This is a genomic window from Curvibacter sp. EU05-FHT14A10, assembly GCF_058791075.1.
The window spans coordinates 395,701-413,172 of record NZ_JBYTDE010000002.1 but is presented as its reverse complement, the minus strand read 5'-3'; the positions used below and the strand labels follow the sequence as shown (position 1 = coordinate 413,172).

The 17,472-nt window shown below is 66.0% G+C and carries 13 protein-coding genes; 3 read left to right on the top strand and 10 right to left on the bottom strand.

From position 1 onward, the window contains the following. Window positions 1-20: 20 nt before the first annotated feature. Complete coding sequence (locus AC3WUT_RS05010) at window positions 21-428, top strand: bacteriohemerythrin (protein WP_492345970.1); 408 nt, start codon at window positions 21-23, stop codon at window positions 426-428. A gap of 124 nt (window positions 429-552) precedes the next feature. Here AC3WUT_RS05010 and AC3WUT_RS05005 read toward each other — a convergent pair whose 3' ends face one another. Next, entirely contained in the window at window positions 553-1,452 is a 900-nt protein-coding gene (locus AC3WUT_RS05005; RefSeq protein WP_492345969.1) for a LysR family transcriptional regulator, read from the bottom strand. A gap of 115 nt (window positions 1,453-1,567) precedes the next feature. Here AC3WUT_RS05005 and AC3WUT_RS05000 point away from each other — a divergent pair, with 115 nt between their 5' ends. Both AC3WUT_RS05000 and AC3WUT_RS04995 read left to right on the top strand, forming a co-directional pair. After that, window positions 1,568-2,566, top strand: coding sequence for a Bug family tripartite tricarboxylate transporter substrate binding protein (locus AC3WUT_RS05000; protein ID WP_492345968.1), 999 nt, complete (start codon window positions 1,568-1,570; stop codon window positions 2,564-2,566). Window positions 2,567-2,645: 79 nt separating this feature from the next. After that, the gene (locus AC3WUT_RS04995) at window positions 2,646-4,235 is read left to right on the top strand and encodes an FAD-dependent monooxygenase (RefSeq protein WP_492345967.1); all 1,590 of its coding nucleotides are present in this window, start codon (window positions 2,646-2,648) and stop codon (window positions 4,233-4,235) included. Window positions 4,236-4,243: 8 nt separating this feature from the next. On the opposite strand, the gene AC3WUT_RS04990 is transcribed toward AC3WUT_RS04995, so the two are convergent. The 9 genes from AC3WUT_RS04990 to AC3WUT_RS04950 form a co-directional block, all read right to left on the bottom strand. Further along, a complete protein-coding gene (locus tag AC3WUT_RS04990; RefSeq protein ID WP_492345966.1) occupies window positions 4,244-5,029 on the bottom strand; it encodes a peptidylprolyl isomerase in 786 nt (261 codons plus the stop codon). Between the two features lie 30 nt (window positions 5,030-5,059). Next, window positions 5,060-5,755, bottom strand: a complete 696-nt coding sequence (gene narI, locus AC3WUT_RS04985; RefSeq protein ID WP_492345965.1) for a respiratory nitrate reductase subunit gamma — start codon at window positions 5,753-5,755, stop codon at window positions 5,060-5,062. After that, window positions 5,752-6,489 carry a nitrate reductase molybdenum cofactor assembly chaperone gene (gene narJ, locus AC3WUT_RS04980; protein ID WP_492345964.1) on the bottom strand — a complete coding sequence of 246 codons (738 nt, stop codon included), beginning with the start codon at window positions 6,487-6,489 and terminating at the stop codon, window positions 5,752-5,754. Before narJ ends, narI begins: the two co-directional genes overlap by 4 nt. 2 nt (window positions 6,490-6,491) lie before the next feature. Then, window positions 6,492-8,015: a nitrate reductase subunit beta gene (gene narH / locus AC3WUT_RS04975; protein ID WP_492345963.1), complete on the bottom strand. Its 1,524-nt coding sequence runs from the start codon at window positions 8,013-8,015 to the stop codon at window positions 6,492-6,494. Next, the gene (locus tag AC3WUT_RS04970; RefSeq protein WP_492345962.1) at window positions 8,012-11,818 is read right to left on the bottom strand and encodes a nitrate reductase subunit alpha; all 3,807 of its coding nucleotides are present in this window, start codon (window positions 11,816-11,818) and stop codon (window positions 8,012-8,014) included. Before AC3WUT_RS04970 ends, narH begins: the two co-directional genes overlap by 4 nt. Window positions 11,819-11,854: 36 nt before the next feature. Beyond that, on the bottom strand, window positions 11,855-13,303 hold the full coding sequence (locus tag AC3WUT_RS04965) for a NarK family nitrate/nitrite MFS transporter (protein ID WP_492345961.1): 1,449 nt from the start codon (window positions 13,301-13,303) through the stop codon (window positions 11,855-11,857). A gap of 38 nt (window positions 13,304-13,341) precedes the next feature. After that, window positions 13,342-14,580 (bottom strand): MFS transporter, encoded by a 1,239-nt coding sequence (locus tag AC3WUT_RS04960; protein ID WP_492345960.1) that lies wholly within the window; start codon window positions 14,578-14,580, stop codon window positions 13,342-13,344. A gap of 103 nt (window positions 14,581-14,683) precedes the next feature. Continuing rightward, window positions 14,684-15,409 (bottom strand): response regulator, encoded by a 726-nt coding sequence (locus AC3WUT_RS04955; protein ID WP_492345959.1) that lies wholly within the window; start codon window positions 15,407-15,409, stop codon window positions 14,684-14,686. Then, a complete protein-coding gene (locus tag AC3WUT_RS04950; protein ID WP_492345958.1) occupies window positions 15,406-17,406 on the bottom strand; it encodes a type IV pili methyl-accepting chemotaxis transducer N-terminal domain-containing protein in 2,001 nt (666 codons plus the stop codon). The genes AC3WUT_RS04955 and AC3WUT_RS04950 overlap by 4 nt, the downstream gene beginning before the upstream one ends. Between the last annotated feature and the right edge of the window lie 66 nt (window positions 17,407-17,472).

Sequence of the window (17,472 nt, the reverse complement as noted above, 5' to 3'; positions counted from 1 at the left end):
TTCAACCCAGGAGATCCTGAATGGCTTACTTTGAATGGGCCGACGATCTGGTGATCGACCACGGCCCCATCGACCGCGACCACCGGCATCTGGTCGATCTGGTCAATCAGTTGCACACCGCCACCAGCCAGGGGCGGGGGCGTGAGGTAGTGCAAGGGGTGCTTGATGCATTGCTGGCCTACACCCGAGACCACTTGAACCGTGAAGAGGCCCTGATGCGCAGCGTGGGGTTTCCGCACCTGGAGCAGCACCAGATCGGTCACGCCCATTTCATCGGCCAGCTCGAGGCATTGAAGCGGCAGTACGAGGCCGGCAGCATCACCGTGGCGTCGCAGCTGTCCAGTGTGCTGCGCGATTGGCTGTCGCTGCACATCCGGCGTTCTGACAAAGAGGCGCGGGCGTTTGTGCGGAAAAAGCCGGGGGCGTGAAGGCGTGAGCCGTGCAGAACGAGCTGGGGGCTCAATCCGCTGGGTGGTAGGGCGTGCCTCTCATCGCGGGCGTCCCCTGGCGTTGCGCTGAGTCAAGTCGTTGGCCGAATCGGCCCGACGCGATTCATGCGGGCGCCCATGTTCCCGCCTTCTCAAGCCGCTGTGCAGCGGCTCTCAGAACACTCTCGAAGGTCTGGGCCTGTGCTTTGACCGCTGCGCCACGGCGAGTCACAACGAAGAGCTCAAGGTGCACGGCTGGCTCTTCCAGCAACTCGACAGTCAGGCCATGCCGCAGACACTCGGCCATCACGATGGAGGGCACGACGGCGTGCCCCATGCCGGCTTCGACCATGGCGATCAAAGAACCCAGAAAGTTCATCGTCATGCGCTCCCCCGTGCGGGCCAGACGGCGCGGCAGGTGGCTTTCGATCACCGCCTGGATCGGGTTGTCGGCAGGCAGGCTCAGCAAGTTCACGTCGGCCAGGCTGCGCCAGGTCCGGCGACCTCGTTGGCTGGCAGATCCCACCCCCGGTGGGCTGATGCAGACCAGCCGGAAACGGCACAATGGCTCGCGCAGAAGGCTGGGGGCGGCCTTGACGAAAAAGCCCAGACCCAGGTCGGCCTCCCCCTGGATGACCGCGTCATGGACCGCCCCCACGGGAAGATCGGCCAAACGCATCCTCACGCCAGGGTGGTCGCGGCTGAATTCACCAAGGACCTGGGGCAACAGACTCGCGGCGACGATGGGGGTGGCCGCGATGTCCAGGCGTGAACGCAAGGCCTCCTCGGTGCCGCGCACGGCCTCACCCAGGCCATGCAATTCCTCAAGAATGCGTTCGGCCACCGGCACCAGGCGCAGACCGGCCTCGGTCAATGCCACCGAACGCGTGGTGCGCTCAAAGAGCTGGGCCCCAACCTGGCGCTCCAGCTCCTTGACGAGCATGCTCACCCCAGACGGTGACAAGTGCACGCTGTGGGCTGCCTTGGCAAAGTTCTGATGGCGGGTGATTTCCAAAAACGCCATGAGCTGGCGGCTGTCGACATTGATCAAAATTTTTGAAGAATTAAGCAGAATATTTCGTTTGATTTATATCAAAAAAGCGTTTGGAATCCATCCCGTCGTCAACCTTTGTCACACCATGTCCTCAAGCCCCGTTGTATTTGGCGAACTGTCTCGTCGTCAGGCCCTGCTGGCCGGGGCCTCCGCCCTGTTCCTGCCCCGGGTGGCCGCTGCAGCCGAAGCCCCTGGCCCGTCCACGATTCGGTTGGTGGTGCCTTTCACCCCCGGCACGGGCATCGACCTGATCGCCCGCCAACTGGCCGCGCCCTTGTCGGCCCGGCTCAAGTGCCAGGTCTACGTCGACAACAAGCCTGGTGCCTCGGGCAACATTGGCACCCAGGAGGTGATCCGGGCCACACCCGACGGCAGCACCCTTCTGGTGACCGTCAACACCCTGGTGATCAACCCCTCGCTTTACCCGAAACTCGGCTTCAACCCCTTGCAGGATCTGGCGCCGATCACCCTGACCAGCCGTGGTCAACTGCTGTTGGTGGTGGGAAGCAGCAAGAAGGTGGACTCTTTGGCCGGCCTGATCAGCTACGCCAAAAGCCATCCAGGCGAGCTCAACTACGGCTCACCAGGTGCCGGCACGCCCCATCACCTGGCCATGGAACTGCTCAAGGCCCGGACGAAGATCGCGCTGACCCATGTGAGCTACCGCGGCACAGCGCCTGCCCTCACCGAACTGCTGGGGGGGCAGATCGACCTGATGTTCCTGCCCATTCATGTGGCCCTGCAGCATGTCAAGAGCGGCAAGTTGCGCGCTTTGGCCATCAGCTCTGACCAATCCTCACGGTTGCTGCCCGAGGTGCCGCCCCTGCGCAGCCTCAACCTCGGCGACTTGAACGTGGACATGTGGTATGGGTTGCTCGGGCCGGCCGCCACCCCTCCGGCCTTCATCCAGCGTGTCAACCAGGAGGTCAAGGCCATCCTGGCGCAGCCCGATGTCAGCACGGCCTTCGAAAGCCAGGGCATGACCCCTGAATCCAGCAGCCCCCAATCCCTGCAGCAGATCATGCAAGCCGACGCCCGGCGCTGGGGCGACCTGATCCGTGAGCAGGGCATCACCGCCGACTGAGCTGGCATCGACCCGCAACAGCCTGGCCTACCCAGCGCTGACCCACAGAAAAACGCCAATCGAGAACAAGGACAAGAACATGGACACCGACATCATCATCGTGGGGGGAGGGCCCGTCGGCATGGGCCTGGCCATCGAGCTGGGACAGCGCGGCGTGGCCTGCACCGTGGTGGAGCGCCACCTGCAACCTCAGCCCATCCCCAAAGGGCAGAACCTGACCCAGCGCACCCTGGAGCACTTCCATGCCTGGGGCGCCGAGCCGGCCCTGCGGGCTGCGCGAACCATCCCGCCCACCTATGGCATCGGAGGGTTGACGGCCTATGGCACCCTGCTCGGGCCCTATGCCTATGACTGGCTGCAACGCGATCTGGTCAAGCCTTTCTACTTCACGGCCAACGAACGGCTGCCGCAATACGCCACTGAGGCGGTCATGCGCAGCAGGGTGGCCGAGATCCCGGGCATCCGGACCCTGTATGGCTGGGACGCCGACAGCGTGCTGCAAGATGCGGATGGCGTCAGTGTCATCGTGCGGCCCCGCGATGGGGGCGCCAGTCAGCAACTTCGTACCCCTTATCTCGTGGCCTGCGATGGTGCCCGATCCCGGGTTCGGGAGCAGGTGGGTATCCACCAGACCCGCACCGACCACGACAGCCTCATGGTGCTGCTCGTCTTTCGCTCGGCCCAGCTCAATCAGCGCATGCTGGAGCGCTACCCTGGCAAGTCCTATTTCAACGTGCTGCATCCTCAGTTGAAGGGCTACTGGAAGTTCTTCGGGCGTGTCGACTTGCAAGGTCAATGGTTCTTCCATGCCCCTGTGCCGGCCGGCACCACGGCGGACAACTTTGATTTCAAGGCCTATCTTCAGGAGGCCGTGGGCGAGTCCTTCGATGTCGATTTCGATCACATCGGCTTCTGGGATCTTCGATTCATGCTGGCCGACCAGTACCGCCAGGGGCGCGTTTTCGTGGCCGGTGATGCTGCGCACAGCCATCCGCCGTATGGGGGGTATGGCATCAATTCAGGTCTGGAAGACGCCCGCAATCTGGGCTGGAAGCTGGCCGCGCATCGGCAAGGCTGGGGCGGCGAGGCCCTGCTGGCGTCCTACGACGCGGAGCGTCGCCCCGTGTTCGCCTCCACGATCGAAGACTTCATTGCCCGCTCCATTGCCACCGACCGCGACTTTCTGGCCGCATTCGATCCTCAACAGGACCGGGCTGCCTTCGAGCAGGCTTGGCAGGCCCGCGCACAAGGGGCGGTGGGCGAGGTCCATGCCTTTGAGCCTCATTACGAAGGCTCCCCGCTCATCACGGGCGGGCCGAGCGCGGCCGCCTGCAGCGCCAAGGGCTCGCATCAATTCAAGGCCCGTGCAGGGCATCATCTGGCACCCGCTGCGCTGCCCGATGGGCGCAATGTGTTCGAGGCCCTGGGCAGCGGCTACACCTTGCTGGCCTTGGGGGCCGCCACCGAAGCCGTGCAGGCACTGCAAGACGCGGCCACCCGTGCAGGCCTGCCCCTGACGCTGATCGCAGCCCCGCGAGAGCAGGAGCTGATCCGCTACGAGGCGCCCCTGATCCTGGTGCGTCCCGATGCCTTTGTGGCCTGGGCTGGCGACAACGCCGAAGCACAGGCCCAGGCCGACGCCGTGATGACACGGTTGCGTGGCGCGTGAGCGCGCCCTCACTGCATCAGCGCTGACCCCGCCTGCTCCAGCGCCACGCCCTGCACCGGCCAGCGGGCGGCCAGCACCAGCAATTGCTGGCGCAGCGCTGTGATCCAGGCGCTTTGCCGCATGGCCTGGGCCACGGCGTCGCGCACCTGTTCGAACTCGGGGTGCTGGCCGGGCTCTCGGGCCAAGACCTCCACCACATGCAGGCCGAAGCGCGAATGCACCAGGCGTGGCAGCACCCCCACGTGGGCCCGGTCGGCGTCCTGGCCCAGCAGTTCCCGGGCCAGTTCGGGGGCGCAATCGGCTTCGCTCAGCCAACCCAATTCGCCCCCATGCTGTCCGCTGGGGCAATTCGACAGGGCGGCGGCCTGCTCGGCAAAGTGTTGCGGCTCTGCGCGCAGGCTCAGCAAGGCCTGCTCGGCGCGACCGCGCAGCGCCTTGACATCGGTGCCCGGGGTGACCGCAAACAGGATGTGGCGGGCCTGCACCCGCTCGCCCACGGCATAGCGGGCGCGGTGTGCGGCATGGTAGCGGCGGCAGGCCGCTTCGTCGGGGTCGGGTACTTGAAGGTTCTGCTCCAGCCACTGGTCGATGGCATCGGCCGCGGCCTCGCTGAGCACGCCGTCATGGGGGGCCGGGTCGCTGTCGGGCAACAGGCCGTCGGCCATGGCCGCGAGGCGCAGCAGGGCCACGCGGGCACGCTGGTGCCGTTCGGCCTCGCTGAGGTCGTTGCGGTCCTGGTCCAGGCGCTGGCCGGCCACGCTCAGGGGGAGGGGCTGTGGGGTGGTGGGTGTCATGGGGCGTTCCTTGATCAAAAGCTCGCCGGCTCAAAGGCCGATCTTGCGGCTGCGCACGATCTGCCAGGGGCGGGCCACATAGCCGGCCGAGGCAAAGCCGCTCCACACATGCACCAGGCGGGTGAACGGGAAGAGGGCGAACAGGCTCATGCCCATGAACATGTGCAGCTTGAACACCGGCGATACGCCCGCGATCAGGCTGGCTGCATCGCCCTGGAAGGTGACGATGTGCCGTGCCCAGGCCATCAGCAGCAGCATGGTGGCGCCATCGCTGTGCTGCAGCGACAGCGGCACGGTGGACAGGCCCAGCAACAGGGTGGCCAGCAGCCAGAACAGCACCACGAAGTCGCGCTTGCGCGAGGTGGCGCGCACCCGGGTGTTGCCCAGGCGGCGGCGGATCAGCAGCAGCAGGCCCACCAGACCCAGGCTACCGAGGGTGCCCCCGGCCACCACGGCCAACAGCTGCTTCTGCGCCGGGCTCACGCCCAGGGCGTGCACGATCTCGGGCGGCGTCAGCATGCCGAACAGGTGACCGAAGAACAGGCCGATCACCCCCACGTGGAACAGGTTGGAGCCCCAGCGCAGGCTGCCTGAGGCCAGCATCTGGCTGGATTCACTGCGCCAGCTGTACTGCTCGCGGTCGAAGCGGATCAGGCTGCCCAGCAGAAAGATCACGCCACAGAGGTAGGGGTAGATGCCGAAGACGAATTGATGGCTGAGGCTCATGACAAGGCTCCTCGTGTGGGGGCAGCCCCGGTGCGGGGCATGAAATGGATGGGCTGGCTGTCGCCAGGCTTTTGCTGGCCCGGGCTGCTGCAGCCGGCAAAGGCTTCGGGCTCGGCCCAGCTGTCGTCCATGGCGGGTTCGGCCACCAGGGGGCGCGCCACCAGGGCTTGCCCTCCCAGCTCCAGCACAGCGGCCACAGCCTGGGCATAGGCGCTCTGGCGGCCCTCCAGGGCGTCGTGCACGCTGTTGAGGATGTGGGCAAACTCGCCAATGAAGTCGCAGCAGGCCTCTGGTGGCAGGGTGGAGGCGAACTCCAGGACCACCGGCAGGTAGTCAGGCAGCTCGCCGTCACTGCGGGCCGGGTCCAGGTAAAGGCCGCCTTGCTCGTAGGTCTGCAGCAGGTCGATCATGGCCGGGCCCCGGTCGCGCGAGTCACCGTGCACGTGCTCAAACAGGTGCAGCGAGGTGGCCCGCCCACGGTCGAACAGGTCGACATAGTCGCCTTCAACCTCCAGCGGGTGGTTTTGCAGCAGGGCCTGGGTCAGGGCCAGCAGCCCGGCTCGGCGCTCGGTCGACAGCGCCGCATCAGTTTGCAGCGCGGCCTCGATCTCTGGCAACACCTGCCGCAAGGTGGCGTCGGGGTAGGTCAGCAGATGAGCCAGGGCGCGCAGGCTGCGGGCCCGGGGGTTGGACGCCGGGGTCGCAGGGGGCGCTGGATGGTGGGGCGTGTTCATGCTCATTCCTCTGCCTTGATCGGGATGGTGCGCTTCTTTTTGCCACCGAACAGGCTGGTGTCGCTGGCGCCGTCCGAGCAGCCGTTGCCGAACGAGAAGCCGCAGCCGCCGCGCACATCGAAGGTGTTCTCGGCGTACTCGCGGTGGGTGCTGGGGATGACAAAGCGGTCTTCGTAGTTGGCGATGGCCATGATGTCGTACATGTCCTGCACCGTGGCGGCGTCCAGGCCGACCTGGTTCAGCACCGCGGTGTTCTCCACCTGGTCCACATGGCGCGAGCGCATGTAGGCCCGCATGGCCAGCATGCGTTCCAGCGCCCGCATCACGGGGCCGGTGTCGCCTGCGGTCAGCAGGTTGGCCAGGTATTGAACGGGGATGCGCAGCTGGTTCACATCCGGGATCTCGCCGTTCACACCCAGATCGCCCGAGTTGGCGGCGGCCTGGATGGGCGACAGCGGGGGCACATACCAGACCATGGGCAGGGTGCGGTATTCGGGGTGCAGAGGCAGGGCCACCTTCCAGTCGACGGCCATCTTGTAGACCGGGCTGTTGCGCGCCGCGGTCAGCCAGGCTTCGGGCACGCCGTCACGGCGGGCCTGCTCGATCACGGCCGGATCGTGCGGGTCGAGGAACACGTCGAGCTGGGCCTGGTACAGGTCGCGGTCGTGTTCGGTCTGGGCCGCCTGCTCGATGCGGTCGGCGTCATACAGCAGCACGCCCAGGTAGCGGATGCGGCCCACGCAGGTCTCGGAGCACACGGTGGGTTGACCGGCTTCGATGCGGGGGTAGCAGAAAATGCACTTTTCGGCCTTGCCGCTTTGCCAGTTGTAATAGATCTTTTTGTACGGGCAGCCCGACACGCACATGCGCCAGCCGCGGCACTTGTCCTGGTCGATCAGCACGATGCCGTCTTCCTCGCGCTTGTAGATTGAGCCCGAGGGGCAGCTGGCCACGCAGGTCGGGTTCAGGCAGTGCTCGCACAGGCGCGGCAGGTACATCATGAAGGTGTTCTCGAACTGCCCGTAGATGTCCTTCTGGATCGCGTCGAAGTTCTTGTCCTTGCTGCGCTTGTTGAATTCGCCGCCCAGGATCTCCTCCCAGTTCGGGCCCCATTCGATCTTCTCCATGCGCTGCCCGGTGATCAGGCTGCGCGGGCGCGCCGTGGGCGGTGCCTTGGACTTGGGCGCGCTTTGCAGGTGTTCGTAGTCGAAGGTGAAAGGCTCGTAGTAGTCGTCGATCTCGGGCAGGTTGGGGTTGGCAAACAGGCGCATCAACAGCTTGAGCTTGCCGCCCTGGCGGGGCTCGATGCGGCCGTCGGCCTTGCGCACCCAGCCACCGTTCCATTTGTCCTGGTTTTCCCATTCCTTGGGGTAGCCGATGCCAGGCTTGGTCTCGACGTTGTTGAACCAGGCGTATTCCACGCCGGGGCGGTTGGTCCAGACGTTCTTGCAGGTCACCGAACAGGTGTGGCAACCGATGCATTTGTCCAGGTTCAGGACCATGCCGATTTGGGCTCGGATCTTCATGCGTGTGCTCCTTGGGTGGTTTCGCCGTCGAGCCAATCGACCCGGGCCATCTTGCGCACCACCACGAACTCGTCGCGGTTGGTGCCTATCGTTCCGTAGTAGTTGAAGCCGTAGCTGAGCTGGGCGTAGCCACCGATCATGTGGGTGGGCTTGAGCACGATGCGGGTCACCGAGTTGTGGATGCCGCCGCGCGTGCCCGTGATCTCCGAGCCCGGGGTGTTGATGATCTTTTCCTGGGCGTGGTACATCATCACCATGCCGTTCTTCACCCGCTGGCTGACCACCGCGCGGGCCGCGATGGCACCGTTGGCGTTGAACAGCTCGACCCAGTCGTTGTCCACGATGCCGGCGCTCCTGGCGTCGTCCTCACTGAGCCAGACCACTGGCCCGCCACGGTTCAGCGTGAGCATCAGCAGGTTGTCCGTGTAGGTCGAGTGGATGCCCCACTTCTGGTGCGGCGTGATGAAGTTCAGCGCGATCTCGCGGTGCCCGTTGGGCTTCAGGCCCTGCACTTCGGCCAGGGTCTTCAGGTCCACCGGCGGCCGGTAGCTGACAAAACCTTCCCCGAAGGCCCGCATCCAGGGGTGATCCTGGTAGAACTGCTGGCGACCGGTCAGGGTGCGCCATGGGATCAGTTCATGCACATTGGTGTAGCCGGCGTTGTAGCTGACCTTCTCGCTCTCCAGTCCCGACCAGGTGGGCGAGGAGATGATCTTGCGCGGTTGGGCCTGGATGTCGCGGAAGCGGATCTTCTCGTCCTCGCGGTGCAGGGCCAGGTGGGCGTGTTCACGCCCGGTCTGTTTTGACAGGGCCTCCCAGGCCTTCACGGCCACATGGCCGTTGGTCTCGGGGGCCAGCATCATCACTACCTCGGCCGCGTCGATGTCGGTGTCGATCGAGGGTCGGCCCTGACTCACGCCGGCTTCACGCACCGTGCCGTTGAGCTCGCCCAACTGGCGCACCTCGTCCTGGGTGTTCCAGCCGATGCCCTTGCCGCCATTGCCCAGCTTGTCCATCAGCGGGCCCAGGGCGGTGAAGCGGCGGTAGGTGTTGGGGTAGTCCCGTTCGACCACCGTGATCTGCGGGGCGGTCTTGCCGGGGATCAGGTCCACCTCGCCGCGCTTCCAGTCGCGCACATCGAAGGCTTGGGCCATCTCGCCCGGGGTGTCGTGCATGATGGGTGTCAGCACCACTTCTTTTTCCACCCCCAGGTGGCCCACGCACACTTCGGAGAACTTCTTGGCAAAGCCCTTGTAGATGTCCCAGTCCGAACGCGCCTCCCAGGCCGGGTCCACGGCGGTGGACAGCGGGTGGATGAAGGGGTGCATGTCGCTGGTGTTGAGGTCGTTCTTCTCGTACCAGGTGGCCGTGGGCAGCACGATGTCCGAGTACAGGCAGGTGGTGCTCATGCGGAAGTCCAGCGTCACCAGCAGGTCGAGCTTGCCCTGGGGAGCCTCGGCGTGCCAGCGCACCTCTTGCGGCCGCGCTTCATCGCTGCCCAAAGCTTTGCCCTGCACGCCGTGGGTGGTGCCCAGCAGGTGCTTGAGGAAATACTCATGCCCTTTGCCGCTCGAACCCAGGATGTTGGAGCGCCACACAAACATGTTGCGCGGCCAGTTGGCCGGGTCGTCCGGGTCTTCGCAAGACATCTGCAACGCGCCGTTCTTCAGCGCGTCGACCACATGGTCCTTGGCGTCCAGCCCCTGGGCGCTGGCATCCCGGCACACCTGCAGTGGGTTGGTCTTGAGTTGGGGTGCGCTGGGCAGCCAGCCCATGCGTTCGGCGCGCACGTTGTAGTCGATCATGCTGCCGCCGAACTGGCTCTTGTCGGCCAGCGGCGACAGCACCTCTTCCACCCCCAGCTTTTCGTAGCGCCACTGGTCGGTGTGCGCGTAGAAGAAGCTGGTCGAGTTTTGCTGCCGCGGCGGGCGTGACCAGTCCAGTGCGAAGGCCAGCGCCGTCCAGCCGGTCTGCGGGCGCAGCTTTTCCTGCCCCACATAGTGGGCCCAGCCTCCCCCGGATTGGCCGATGCAGCCGCACATCATCAGCATGTTGATGATGCCGCGGTAGTTCATGTCGCTGTGGTACCAGTGGTTCATGGCCGCGCCGATGATGACCATGGACTTGCCCCGGGTCTTGTCGGCGTTGTCGGCAAACTGGCGCGCCACGGTCAGCACCTGGTGGCGCGGCACGCCGGTGATCTGCTCCTGCCACGCCGGGGTGTAGGGCAGGTTGTCGTCGTACGAGGCAGCGCCGTCGTCCACCAGGTCGCCGGCCGCATTGCGCAGGCCCCGGTGCACGCCGTAGCTGGCCACCTGCAGGTCGAACACCGTGGCCACCCAGACTTCGCGTGGCACACCGTCTTGCTGCACCAGCACGCGTTGCATGGGCACGTTGCGCAGCAGCACGTCACCTTGTTTGTTGGCGGTGAACTGGGGCGACTCGATGCCGCCAAAGTAGGGGAAGGCCACCTTGTTCACGCTGCTCGTGGCTGGGGTGCTGCCACCGGCCCCTTCCAGCACCGAGAGCTTGAGCTGCACCGGCCGGCCCTCGGTGCCTTCGCGGCTCTCCAGGTTCCAGCGGCCCTGGTCGGGTCGGCCTTCGGCGCCCCAGCGGAAGCCGATCGAACCCTGCGGCTGCACCACCTGGCCTTCATCGTCCCAGGCCAGGGTCTTCCAGTCGGCGTTGGCCGTGGCGGCACTGGCGCTGAGGTCGCTGGCGCGCAGGTAACGGCCCGGCACCAGGGCGCGACCGGCCGGGGTGTCCTGCTCCTGCAGCATCACCAGCATGGGCAGATCGGTGTAGCGGCGCGCGTAGTCGTCAAAGTAGGCGCTGCGCTTGTCGAAGTAGAACTCTTTCAGGATCACATGGCCCATGGCCATGGCCACAGCGGCATCGGTGCCCTGCTTGGGGTGCATCCACAGATCGGCGAGCTTGGAGATCTCGGCGTAGTCGGGCGTCACGGCCACGGTCTTGGCGCCCTTGTAGCGCACCTCGGTGAAGAAGTGCGCGTCGGGGGTGCGCGTCTGCGGCACATTGGAGCCCCAGGCGATGATGAAGGTCGAGTTGTACCAGTCGGCCGATTCGGGCACGTCGGTCTGCTCGCCCCAGACCTGCGGGCTGGCGGGCGGCAGGTCGCAGTACCAGTCGTAGAAGCTCATGCACACGCCCCCGATCAGGCTCAGGTAGCGGCTGCCGGCGGCATACGACACCATCGACATGGCCGGGATCGGCGAGAAGCCGATGATGCGGTCAGGGCCGTGGGCCTTGATGGTGTACACGTTGGCTGAGGCAATGATCTCGTTGACCTCGTCCCAGCTGCTGCGCACAAAACCACCCAGGCCGCGCTGGGTCTGCCAACTGCGGCGCACCTCGTCATTGGCCATCAGGGTGGCCCAGGCGTCCACCGGGCTCTTGGCCACGGTGCGGGCGGCACGCCAATGCTTGAGCAACTCGCCCCGCACCATGGGGTGCTTGACGCGGTTGGCGCTGTACAGGTACCACGAATAGCTGGCGCCGCGGGCGCAGCCGCGCGGCTCGTGGTTGGGCAGGTCGGGGCGGGTGCGCGGGTAGTCGGTCTGCTGGGTCTCCCAGGTCACGATGCCGCCTTTGACATAGATCTTCCACGAGCATGAGCCCGTGCAGTTCACGCCGTGGGTCGAGCGCACGATCTTGTCGTGTTGCCAGCGGTTGCGGTAGGCGTCCTCCCAGGTGCGGTCTTCACCGGTGGTGACGCCGTGGCCGTTGGAAAAGGGTTCGCGGGCCTGGGCAAAAAAGCTCAGTCGGTCCAGAAAATGACTCATGGAATGGCTCCGTTGGGGTCGGTTCGGGGGGCGTGCTCAGCAGGGCACATCGGCATCGCGGCGGGCGTAGAACCACCAGGTGGCCACGATGCACAGCAGGTAAAAGACGATGAAGGTCAGCAGCGCCAGCTCAGGGCCGCCGGTGCTGGCGATCGACGAGCCATAGCTCTTGGGAATGAAAAAGCCGCCATAGGCCGCCACGGCGGCGCTGAAGCCCAGCACGGCGGCCGATTCGGTGTTGCCTTCCTTGACGGCCTGGGCCTGGGCCAGTTCGTCGTTGCGCGGTGCGCGGCGGGTCTTCAGGTCGATGAAGATCACCGGGATCATGCGGAAGGTGGAGCCATTGCCGACCCCAGTGGTGAAGAACAGCACCAGGAACATCAGGAAAAAGCCCGTGAAGCTGCCCTCGGCCGGGCCCCAGGGCAGGGCCAGGCTGCTGCCCGTGCCCTTGGGCAGGAAGAACAGCACCCCGACCACGGCCAGGGCCATCACCACGAAGTTCCACAGCGTGACGCGGGCGCCGCCCAGTTTGTCGGCCAGCCAGCCGCCCACGGGGCGGATCAGGGCCCCCACCAGCGGTCCCATCCAGGCGTAGGCCAGCGGGTTCACGTCCTTGAACTGCGACTTGATGAGCAGCGGAAAGCCGGCGGCATAGCCGATGAACGAGCCGAAGGTGCCCAGGTACAGCAGGCACATCACCCAGTTGTGCCGGTTGCGGAAGATGGCCGCCTGTGCCGCGAAAGAGGCCTTGGCGTCGGCGATGTCGTTCATGAAGAACCAGGCGGCCACGGCGGTCAGCGCAATCCACGGCACCCACACGAAGGCGGCATTCTGCGCCCACACGTCGACCACCTGGCCCGCCTTGCTGATGTGTTGGGGCTCGCCGCCGAGCACACCGAACACGCCCACCGAGATGATGATGGGACTGAGAAACTGCACCACCGACACCCCCAGGTTGCCCAGGCCGGCGTTCACGCCCAGCGCCGAGCCCTTGCGCTCTTTCGGGAAAAAGAAACTGATGTTGGCCATCGACGACGAGAAATTGCCGCCGCCCAGGCCGCACAGCAGGGCCAGCATCAGCATGGTGGGGTAGGGCGTGTTGGGGTCTTGCACCGCGATGCCGATGCCGATGGCGGGCAACAGCAGCGAGGCGGTGGAGATCGCTGTCCAGCGCCGCCCGCCCACCAGGGGCACCATGAACGAGTAGAAGATGCGCAGCGTGGCGCCCGACAGGGCCGGTGCCGAGGCCAGCCAGAACAACTGGTTGGTGGAGTACTTGAAGCCCATCAGGGGCAGGTTCACGGCCACCACGCTCCACAGCTGCCAGATGGCAAAGGCCAGGAACAGGGCCGGCACCGACAGCCACAGATTGAGCTTGGCGATGGCCTGGCCCTGCGAGGCCCAGAAGGCCTTGTCTTCCGGGGTCCAGACCGCCAGGGTCTTGCCGGGGCGGGCGCGCTGGGGCGCCACGGTCTTGCTTGACATGGGGATTCCTTTTGAAGGGGTTGTCGGGGGGGGGCTGCTCAGGCCGGGTTGCCGCGCAGCACGTCGCGGCTGCGCACTTCGGTGAAGTACATCCAGATCAGCGAGACCCAGACCACGCCGTAGAGCAGCATGAAAGCGCTGGAGCGCACGCCCGTGAGGTCGAGCAGCACGCCGAACAGGATCGGCAGCACAAAGCCGCCCAGGCCACCGGCGAGGCCCACCACGCCCGAGATGGCGCCGATGTTGCCGGGGTAGTCATCGCTGATGTACTTGAACACGCTGGCCTTGCCGAAGGCAAACGCAATGCCCAGGGTGAACATCAGGGCCGTGAAGCTGTAGACGTTGAGCCCGATGTGGAAGCTGCGCACCCCGTTGACGGTGGTGATGCTGAAGTCGGTCTGCGGGTAGCTCAGCAGGAACAGGCAGATCCAGCTCACCCACAGCACCCACCAGGTGATCTGGTGCGCGCCGTGCTTGTCAGACAGGTAGCCACCGATGGCGCGCAGCACGCCCCCGGGCAGCGAGAAGCAGGCGGCCAGCAGGGCGGCCCAGCGGATGTCCAGGCCATACTCGCCCACGTAGTACTGCACCATCCACAGGCTCAGGCCCACATAGCCGCCGAACACGATGCTGTAGTACTGGCAGTACTTGAGCACGCGCGGGTCCTTCAGCGTCTTGAGCTGTTCGCCCCAGCTGGTCTTGCTGGCCACCAGGTGGCTGGGGTCGCTGGCGCTGCCGAACCAGAACAGCACGGCCACGCCAAGCATGATGGCGGCATACACCTGCGGCACCACCGCCCAGCCAAAGGCCACGATCAGGGCCGGGGCCACAAACTTGTTGACGGCGGCACCCGAGTTGCCGGCGCCGAACACGCCCATGGCAAAGCCCTGCTGGTGCTTGGGGAACCAGCGCGCCACGTAAGGGGTGCCCACCGAGAACACGCCACCGGCCAGGCCCACGAACAGGCCCAGCACCAGGAACTGCCAGTACTGGGTGGCGTAGCTCATGAGCCAGATCGGCAGCACGCAGGCCAGGAGGGTGCCCATCATCACGATGCGCCCGCCAAAGCGGTCGGTCCACACCCCCAGGGGCACACGAACCAGCGAACCCGTGAGCACCGGCATGGCCGTCAACAGGCCGAATTCGGTGGCGTTGAGGCCCAGGGTCTTGCGGATCGGGATGCCGATGACGCCGAACATCATCCAGACCATGAAGCACACCGTGAAGGCGAGCGTGCTGACGGTCAGTACCGAAAGCGCTTTGCCGCGTGAAGACATGGGGGAACCTCCTTTTGAGTGGTCCCCAGTGTCAAAAAATCAGTGCGCCGTGAACATCCTGCATCCGGGCAGGCACCATCCTCCGAAAGGAGTAGCCCGAGCGTCAGCTTTGATCTGGATCAGTCACGGCGTACACCGCGGCCTGCACCCGTGAGCTCAGGTTGAGCTTGCGGAAGATGTGTTGCACGTGGATCTTGACCGTGGTCTCGGCGATCTTGAGGGTGCGAGCAATCTCTTTGTTGCTGGCGCCACGCGCGATCTCGCGCAGAATCTCGCGCTCGCGGGGCGACAGCTTGGACGCTGCCAGCGCCGATTCGGACGGGCGCACCTGCGGCTCAGGGGGGGGGGCCTCAGCAGGTTCAGCGTTGAAGTCTGGCGCCGGGGCTGCCGCCACGGCCTGCCGGTAGGCGGCAAACAATTTGCCCGTCATCTCGGGCGAGACCACCGACTGGCCCTCGCGCACCCGGCGGATCGAGGCCACCAACTCGTCGCCATCCACCGTCTTGAGCAGGTAGCCGCTGGCGCCACGCGCCAGGGCCTGCGACAGGTCTTCGGCATCCTCGCTCACCGTGAGCATGATGACCTGGGGCGTGGGCGACAGCGCCATCAACTGGGGCAGCACATCGACCCCGTGCACGCCGGGCAGGTGGTTGTCCAGCAGCACCACCTCGGGCGCGTGCTGGGCGGCCAGCTTCAGGGCTTCGCCCGCATCGGTGGCTTCGGCCACCACCTGCAGGCTGGGCTGCTGAGACAGCAAGGCCACCAGGCCGCGACGGAACAGTTTGTGGTCGTCGACCACCAGCAGTCGGATCGGAGGAGGCAGGGTCATGTCACAGGGGCTTCGTGGGTCTGGGCCGCAGCAGGCTGCGGATTCTGAGGCAGGCGCAAGGTCACGCAGGTGCCCTGGTGGCCCGATTCGAGGGTCAGTTGCGCGCCGATGCGTTCGGCACGCTCGCGCATGATGCGCAGTCCCACATGGGTGCCATCGGGCGGGCCGCCCCGGGCGTCAAAGCCCAGGCCATCGTCGCGGATGGCGACTCGCCATTGCGGGTGGGTGTCGACACACACCTCGACCTGGCGGGCGTGGGCATGCTTGCGGATGTTGGACAACGCCTCCTGCACGATGTGCAGCACCTGCACCTGTACATCGGGCGCAATCGGCAGGCCTTCGCCGTGGATGGACAGGCTGGGCCGGATGCCGGCCTGCAGCTCGAACTTGGAGAGGGTCTCGCGCAGTGCGGGCTCCATGTCCTCGGCATGGGTGTTGGTGCGAAAGTGCAGCAGCAGTTCGCGCACATCGCTGTAGCTTTCGCGGATGCCGGCGTCCAGCTCATCGAGGGTGGCCTCGACGGCCGCCGGGCGCGAGTCGTTCATGGCGCTGCGCAGCAACTGCATCTGGATCTTCAGAAAGGCCAGTGACTGGGCGATGGAGTCGTGAAGCTCGCGTGCCAGCATCTGGCGCTCGTCGGCCACGGCTGATTCGCGCGCCAGTGCGGCGCTGCGCAGGTTTTCCATGGCCCCTGCCAGGTGGCTGGCAAGGGCTTCGAACAGGCTGCGCTCCTCAGGGCCCAGCACCGTGTCGTGGCGGTAGAAGAGTTCAATCTCGCCCAGCACCCGCTGGTGCCAGGTCAGGCTGACCGTCACCAGGGTTCTGAAGCCGGCGCGCTCGCAATGCTGCTGCACCCGCTGGCTGGCACCGTCGGGTGGGGTCAGCCGCGCCGCATCCAGGATGGGGATCACCTTCAGTGGCTGGGCCATTGCGCGTTCGGACGATGCGCCACACAGGCAGTCCCCGGTGAGCACGCAGTGCTCTTCTTCCACCATCACCTTGGGCAGGCAATCGCTGGCCAGCAGCACATAGCGCTGGTTGGCCTCGTCTGACCAGCGAATGGCCACCGCGTCGGCCTCCGCAATGCTGCGCAACTGGCGTGAAAACCCCTGGGCCAGGGCTTGCAAGGTGTCCGCCTGGGCCACAAAGGTGGCGGTCTCGTACAGGGTGCGCAGGCGTTGCTGCTCCAGTTGCAGGCGGGCCGTCTTCTCTCGTACCTTGCCTTCCAGCCCGCTGTAAAGGTCTTGCAGGCGCTCAGCCATGCGGTTGAAGCCTTCGGCCAGGGCGCCCAGTTCGTCGTGGCTGGCCACCTGGACGCGGGTGCCGAAGTCGCCCTGCTCGATGCGGCCCAGGCTGCGCTGCAGTCGGCGCACCGGGTCCAGCACCAGCACATGGCCCACGTACAACAGCACCAGGGCACTGAGCAGGGCCAGCGACATCATCACCAGCTGCAGCGTGCGCAGCAGGGTGGTCCATTGCGCCAGGTGCAGCTCGATGGCCGAGACAAAGCTGTCCACCTCATGCACAAAGTCGTCCACCTGCAGGCTCAGCCCGGGGCCAGGTCGCTGGACGGCCAGTTCACCGGCCAGCTCGCGCAGGGGTTGCCAGCGCCGCTGCACCAGCTCGAAATGGGCCCTTGTGTCCTGGTCCCAGGGCACGGCCAGGGGGCGGGCGGGGTCACCGTCGCGCAGCAGGCTCAGGCTGGCGTCAAAGTCCTGCAGTTGGCCTTGCACCTGCTGATTCAGCTCGGCCCGGCCCGTGTCGGGCACCGGGGTCTGCAGGCGCAGGGCCAGCCGGTAGCTTTGCATGCGCATGCGCCCGGCTTCGTTGACGGCGGCGGCACCGCCCTCCAATTGCCAGGTCACCCACAGCGTGAGCCCGACCGAGGCCAGCGCCAGCACCAGGCACAGCCCGCCGATGCCCATCAGCTTGGAAGCCAGGCCCAGGCCCGAGAGGCGGGCGCGCAGCCGGACCCGTGCCGGGTCTGAGGCTGGCATCGGTTCTGGCTCCAAGGGCTCCGGCGGCAGGCTCAATCCATTCTCCAATCGTTTGCAGCATGAATT

What these genes read in the sequence shown, in the direction of transcription:
- AC3WUT_RS05005 (WP_492345969.1), bottom strand. Translation starts at nt 1,452, where the DNA reads ATGGCGTTTTTGGAAATCACCCGCCATCAGAACTTTGCCAAGGCAGCC.
- AC3WUT_RS04960 (WP_492345960.1), bottom strand. Translation starts at nt 14,580, where the DNA reads ATGTCTTCACGCGGCAAAGCGCTTTCGGTACTGACCGTCAGCACGCTC.
- AC3WUT_RS04955 (WP_492345959.1), bottom strand. Translation starts at nt 15,409, where the DNA reads ATGACCCTGCCTCCTCCGATCCGACTGCTGGTGGTCGACGACCACAAA.
- AC3WUT_RS05000 (WP_492345968.1), top strand. Translation starts at nt 1,568, where the DNA reads ATGTCCTCAAGCCCCGTTGTATTTGGCGAACTGTCTCGTCGTCAGGCC.
- AC3WUT_RS04995 (WP_492345967.1), top strand. Translation starts at nt 2,646, where the DNA reads ATGGACACCGACATCATCATCGTGGGGGGAGGGCCCGTCGGCATGGGC.
- AC3WUT_RS05010 (WP_492345970.1), top strand. Translation starts at nt 21, where the DNA reads ATGGCTTACTTTGAATGGGCCGACGATCTGGTGATCGACCACGGCCCC.
- narJ (WP_492345964.1), bottom strand. Translation starts at nt 6,489, where the DNA reads ATGAACACGCCCCACCATCCAGCGCCCCCTGCGACCCCGGCGTCCAAC.
- narI (WP_492345965.1), bottom strand. Translation starts at nt 5,755, where the DNA reads ATGAGCCTCAGCCATCAATTCGTCTTCGGCATCTACCCCTACCTCTGT.
- AC3WUT_RS04950 (WP_492345958.1), bottom strand. Translation starts at nt 17,406, where the DNA reads ATGCCAGCCTCAGACCCGGCACGGGTCCGGCTGCGCGCCCGCCTCTCG.
- AC3WUT_RS04970 (WP_492345962.1), bottom strand. Translation starts at nt 11,818, where the DNA reads ATGAGTCATTTTCTGGACCGACTGAGCTTTTTTGCCCAGGCCCGCGAA.
- narH (WP_492345963.1), bottom strand. Translation starts at nt 8,015, where the DNA reads ATGAAGATCCGAGCCCAAATCGGCATGGTCCTGAACCTGGACAAATGC.
- AC3WUT_RS04965 (WP_492345961.1), bottom strand. Translation starts at nt 13,303, where the DNA reads ATGTCAAGCAAGACCGTGGCGCCCCAGCGCGCCCGCCCCGGCAAGACC.
- AC3WUT_RS04990 (WP_492345966.1), bottom strand. Translation starts at nt 5,029, where the DNA reads ATGACACCCACCACCCCACAGCCCCTCCCCCTGAGCGTGGCCGGCCAG.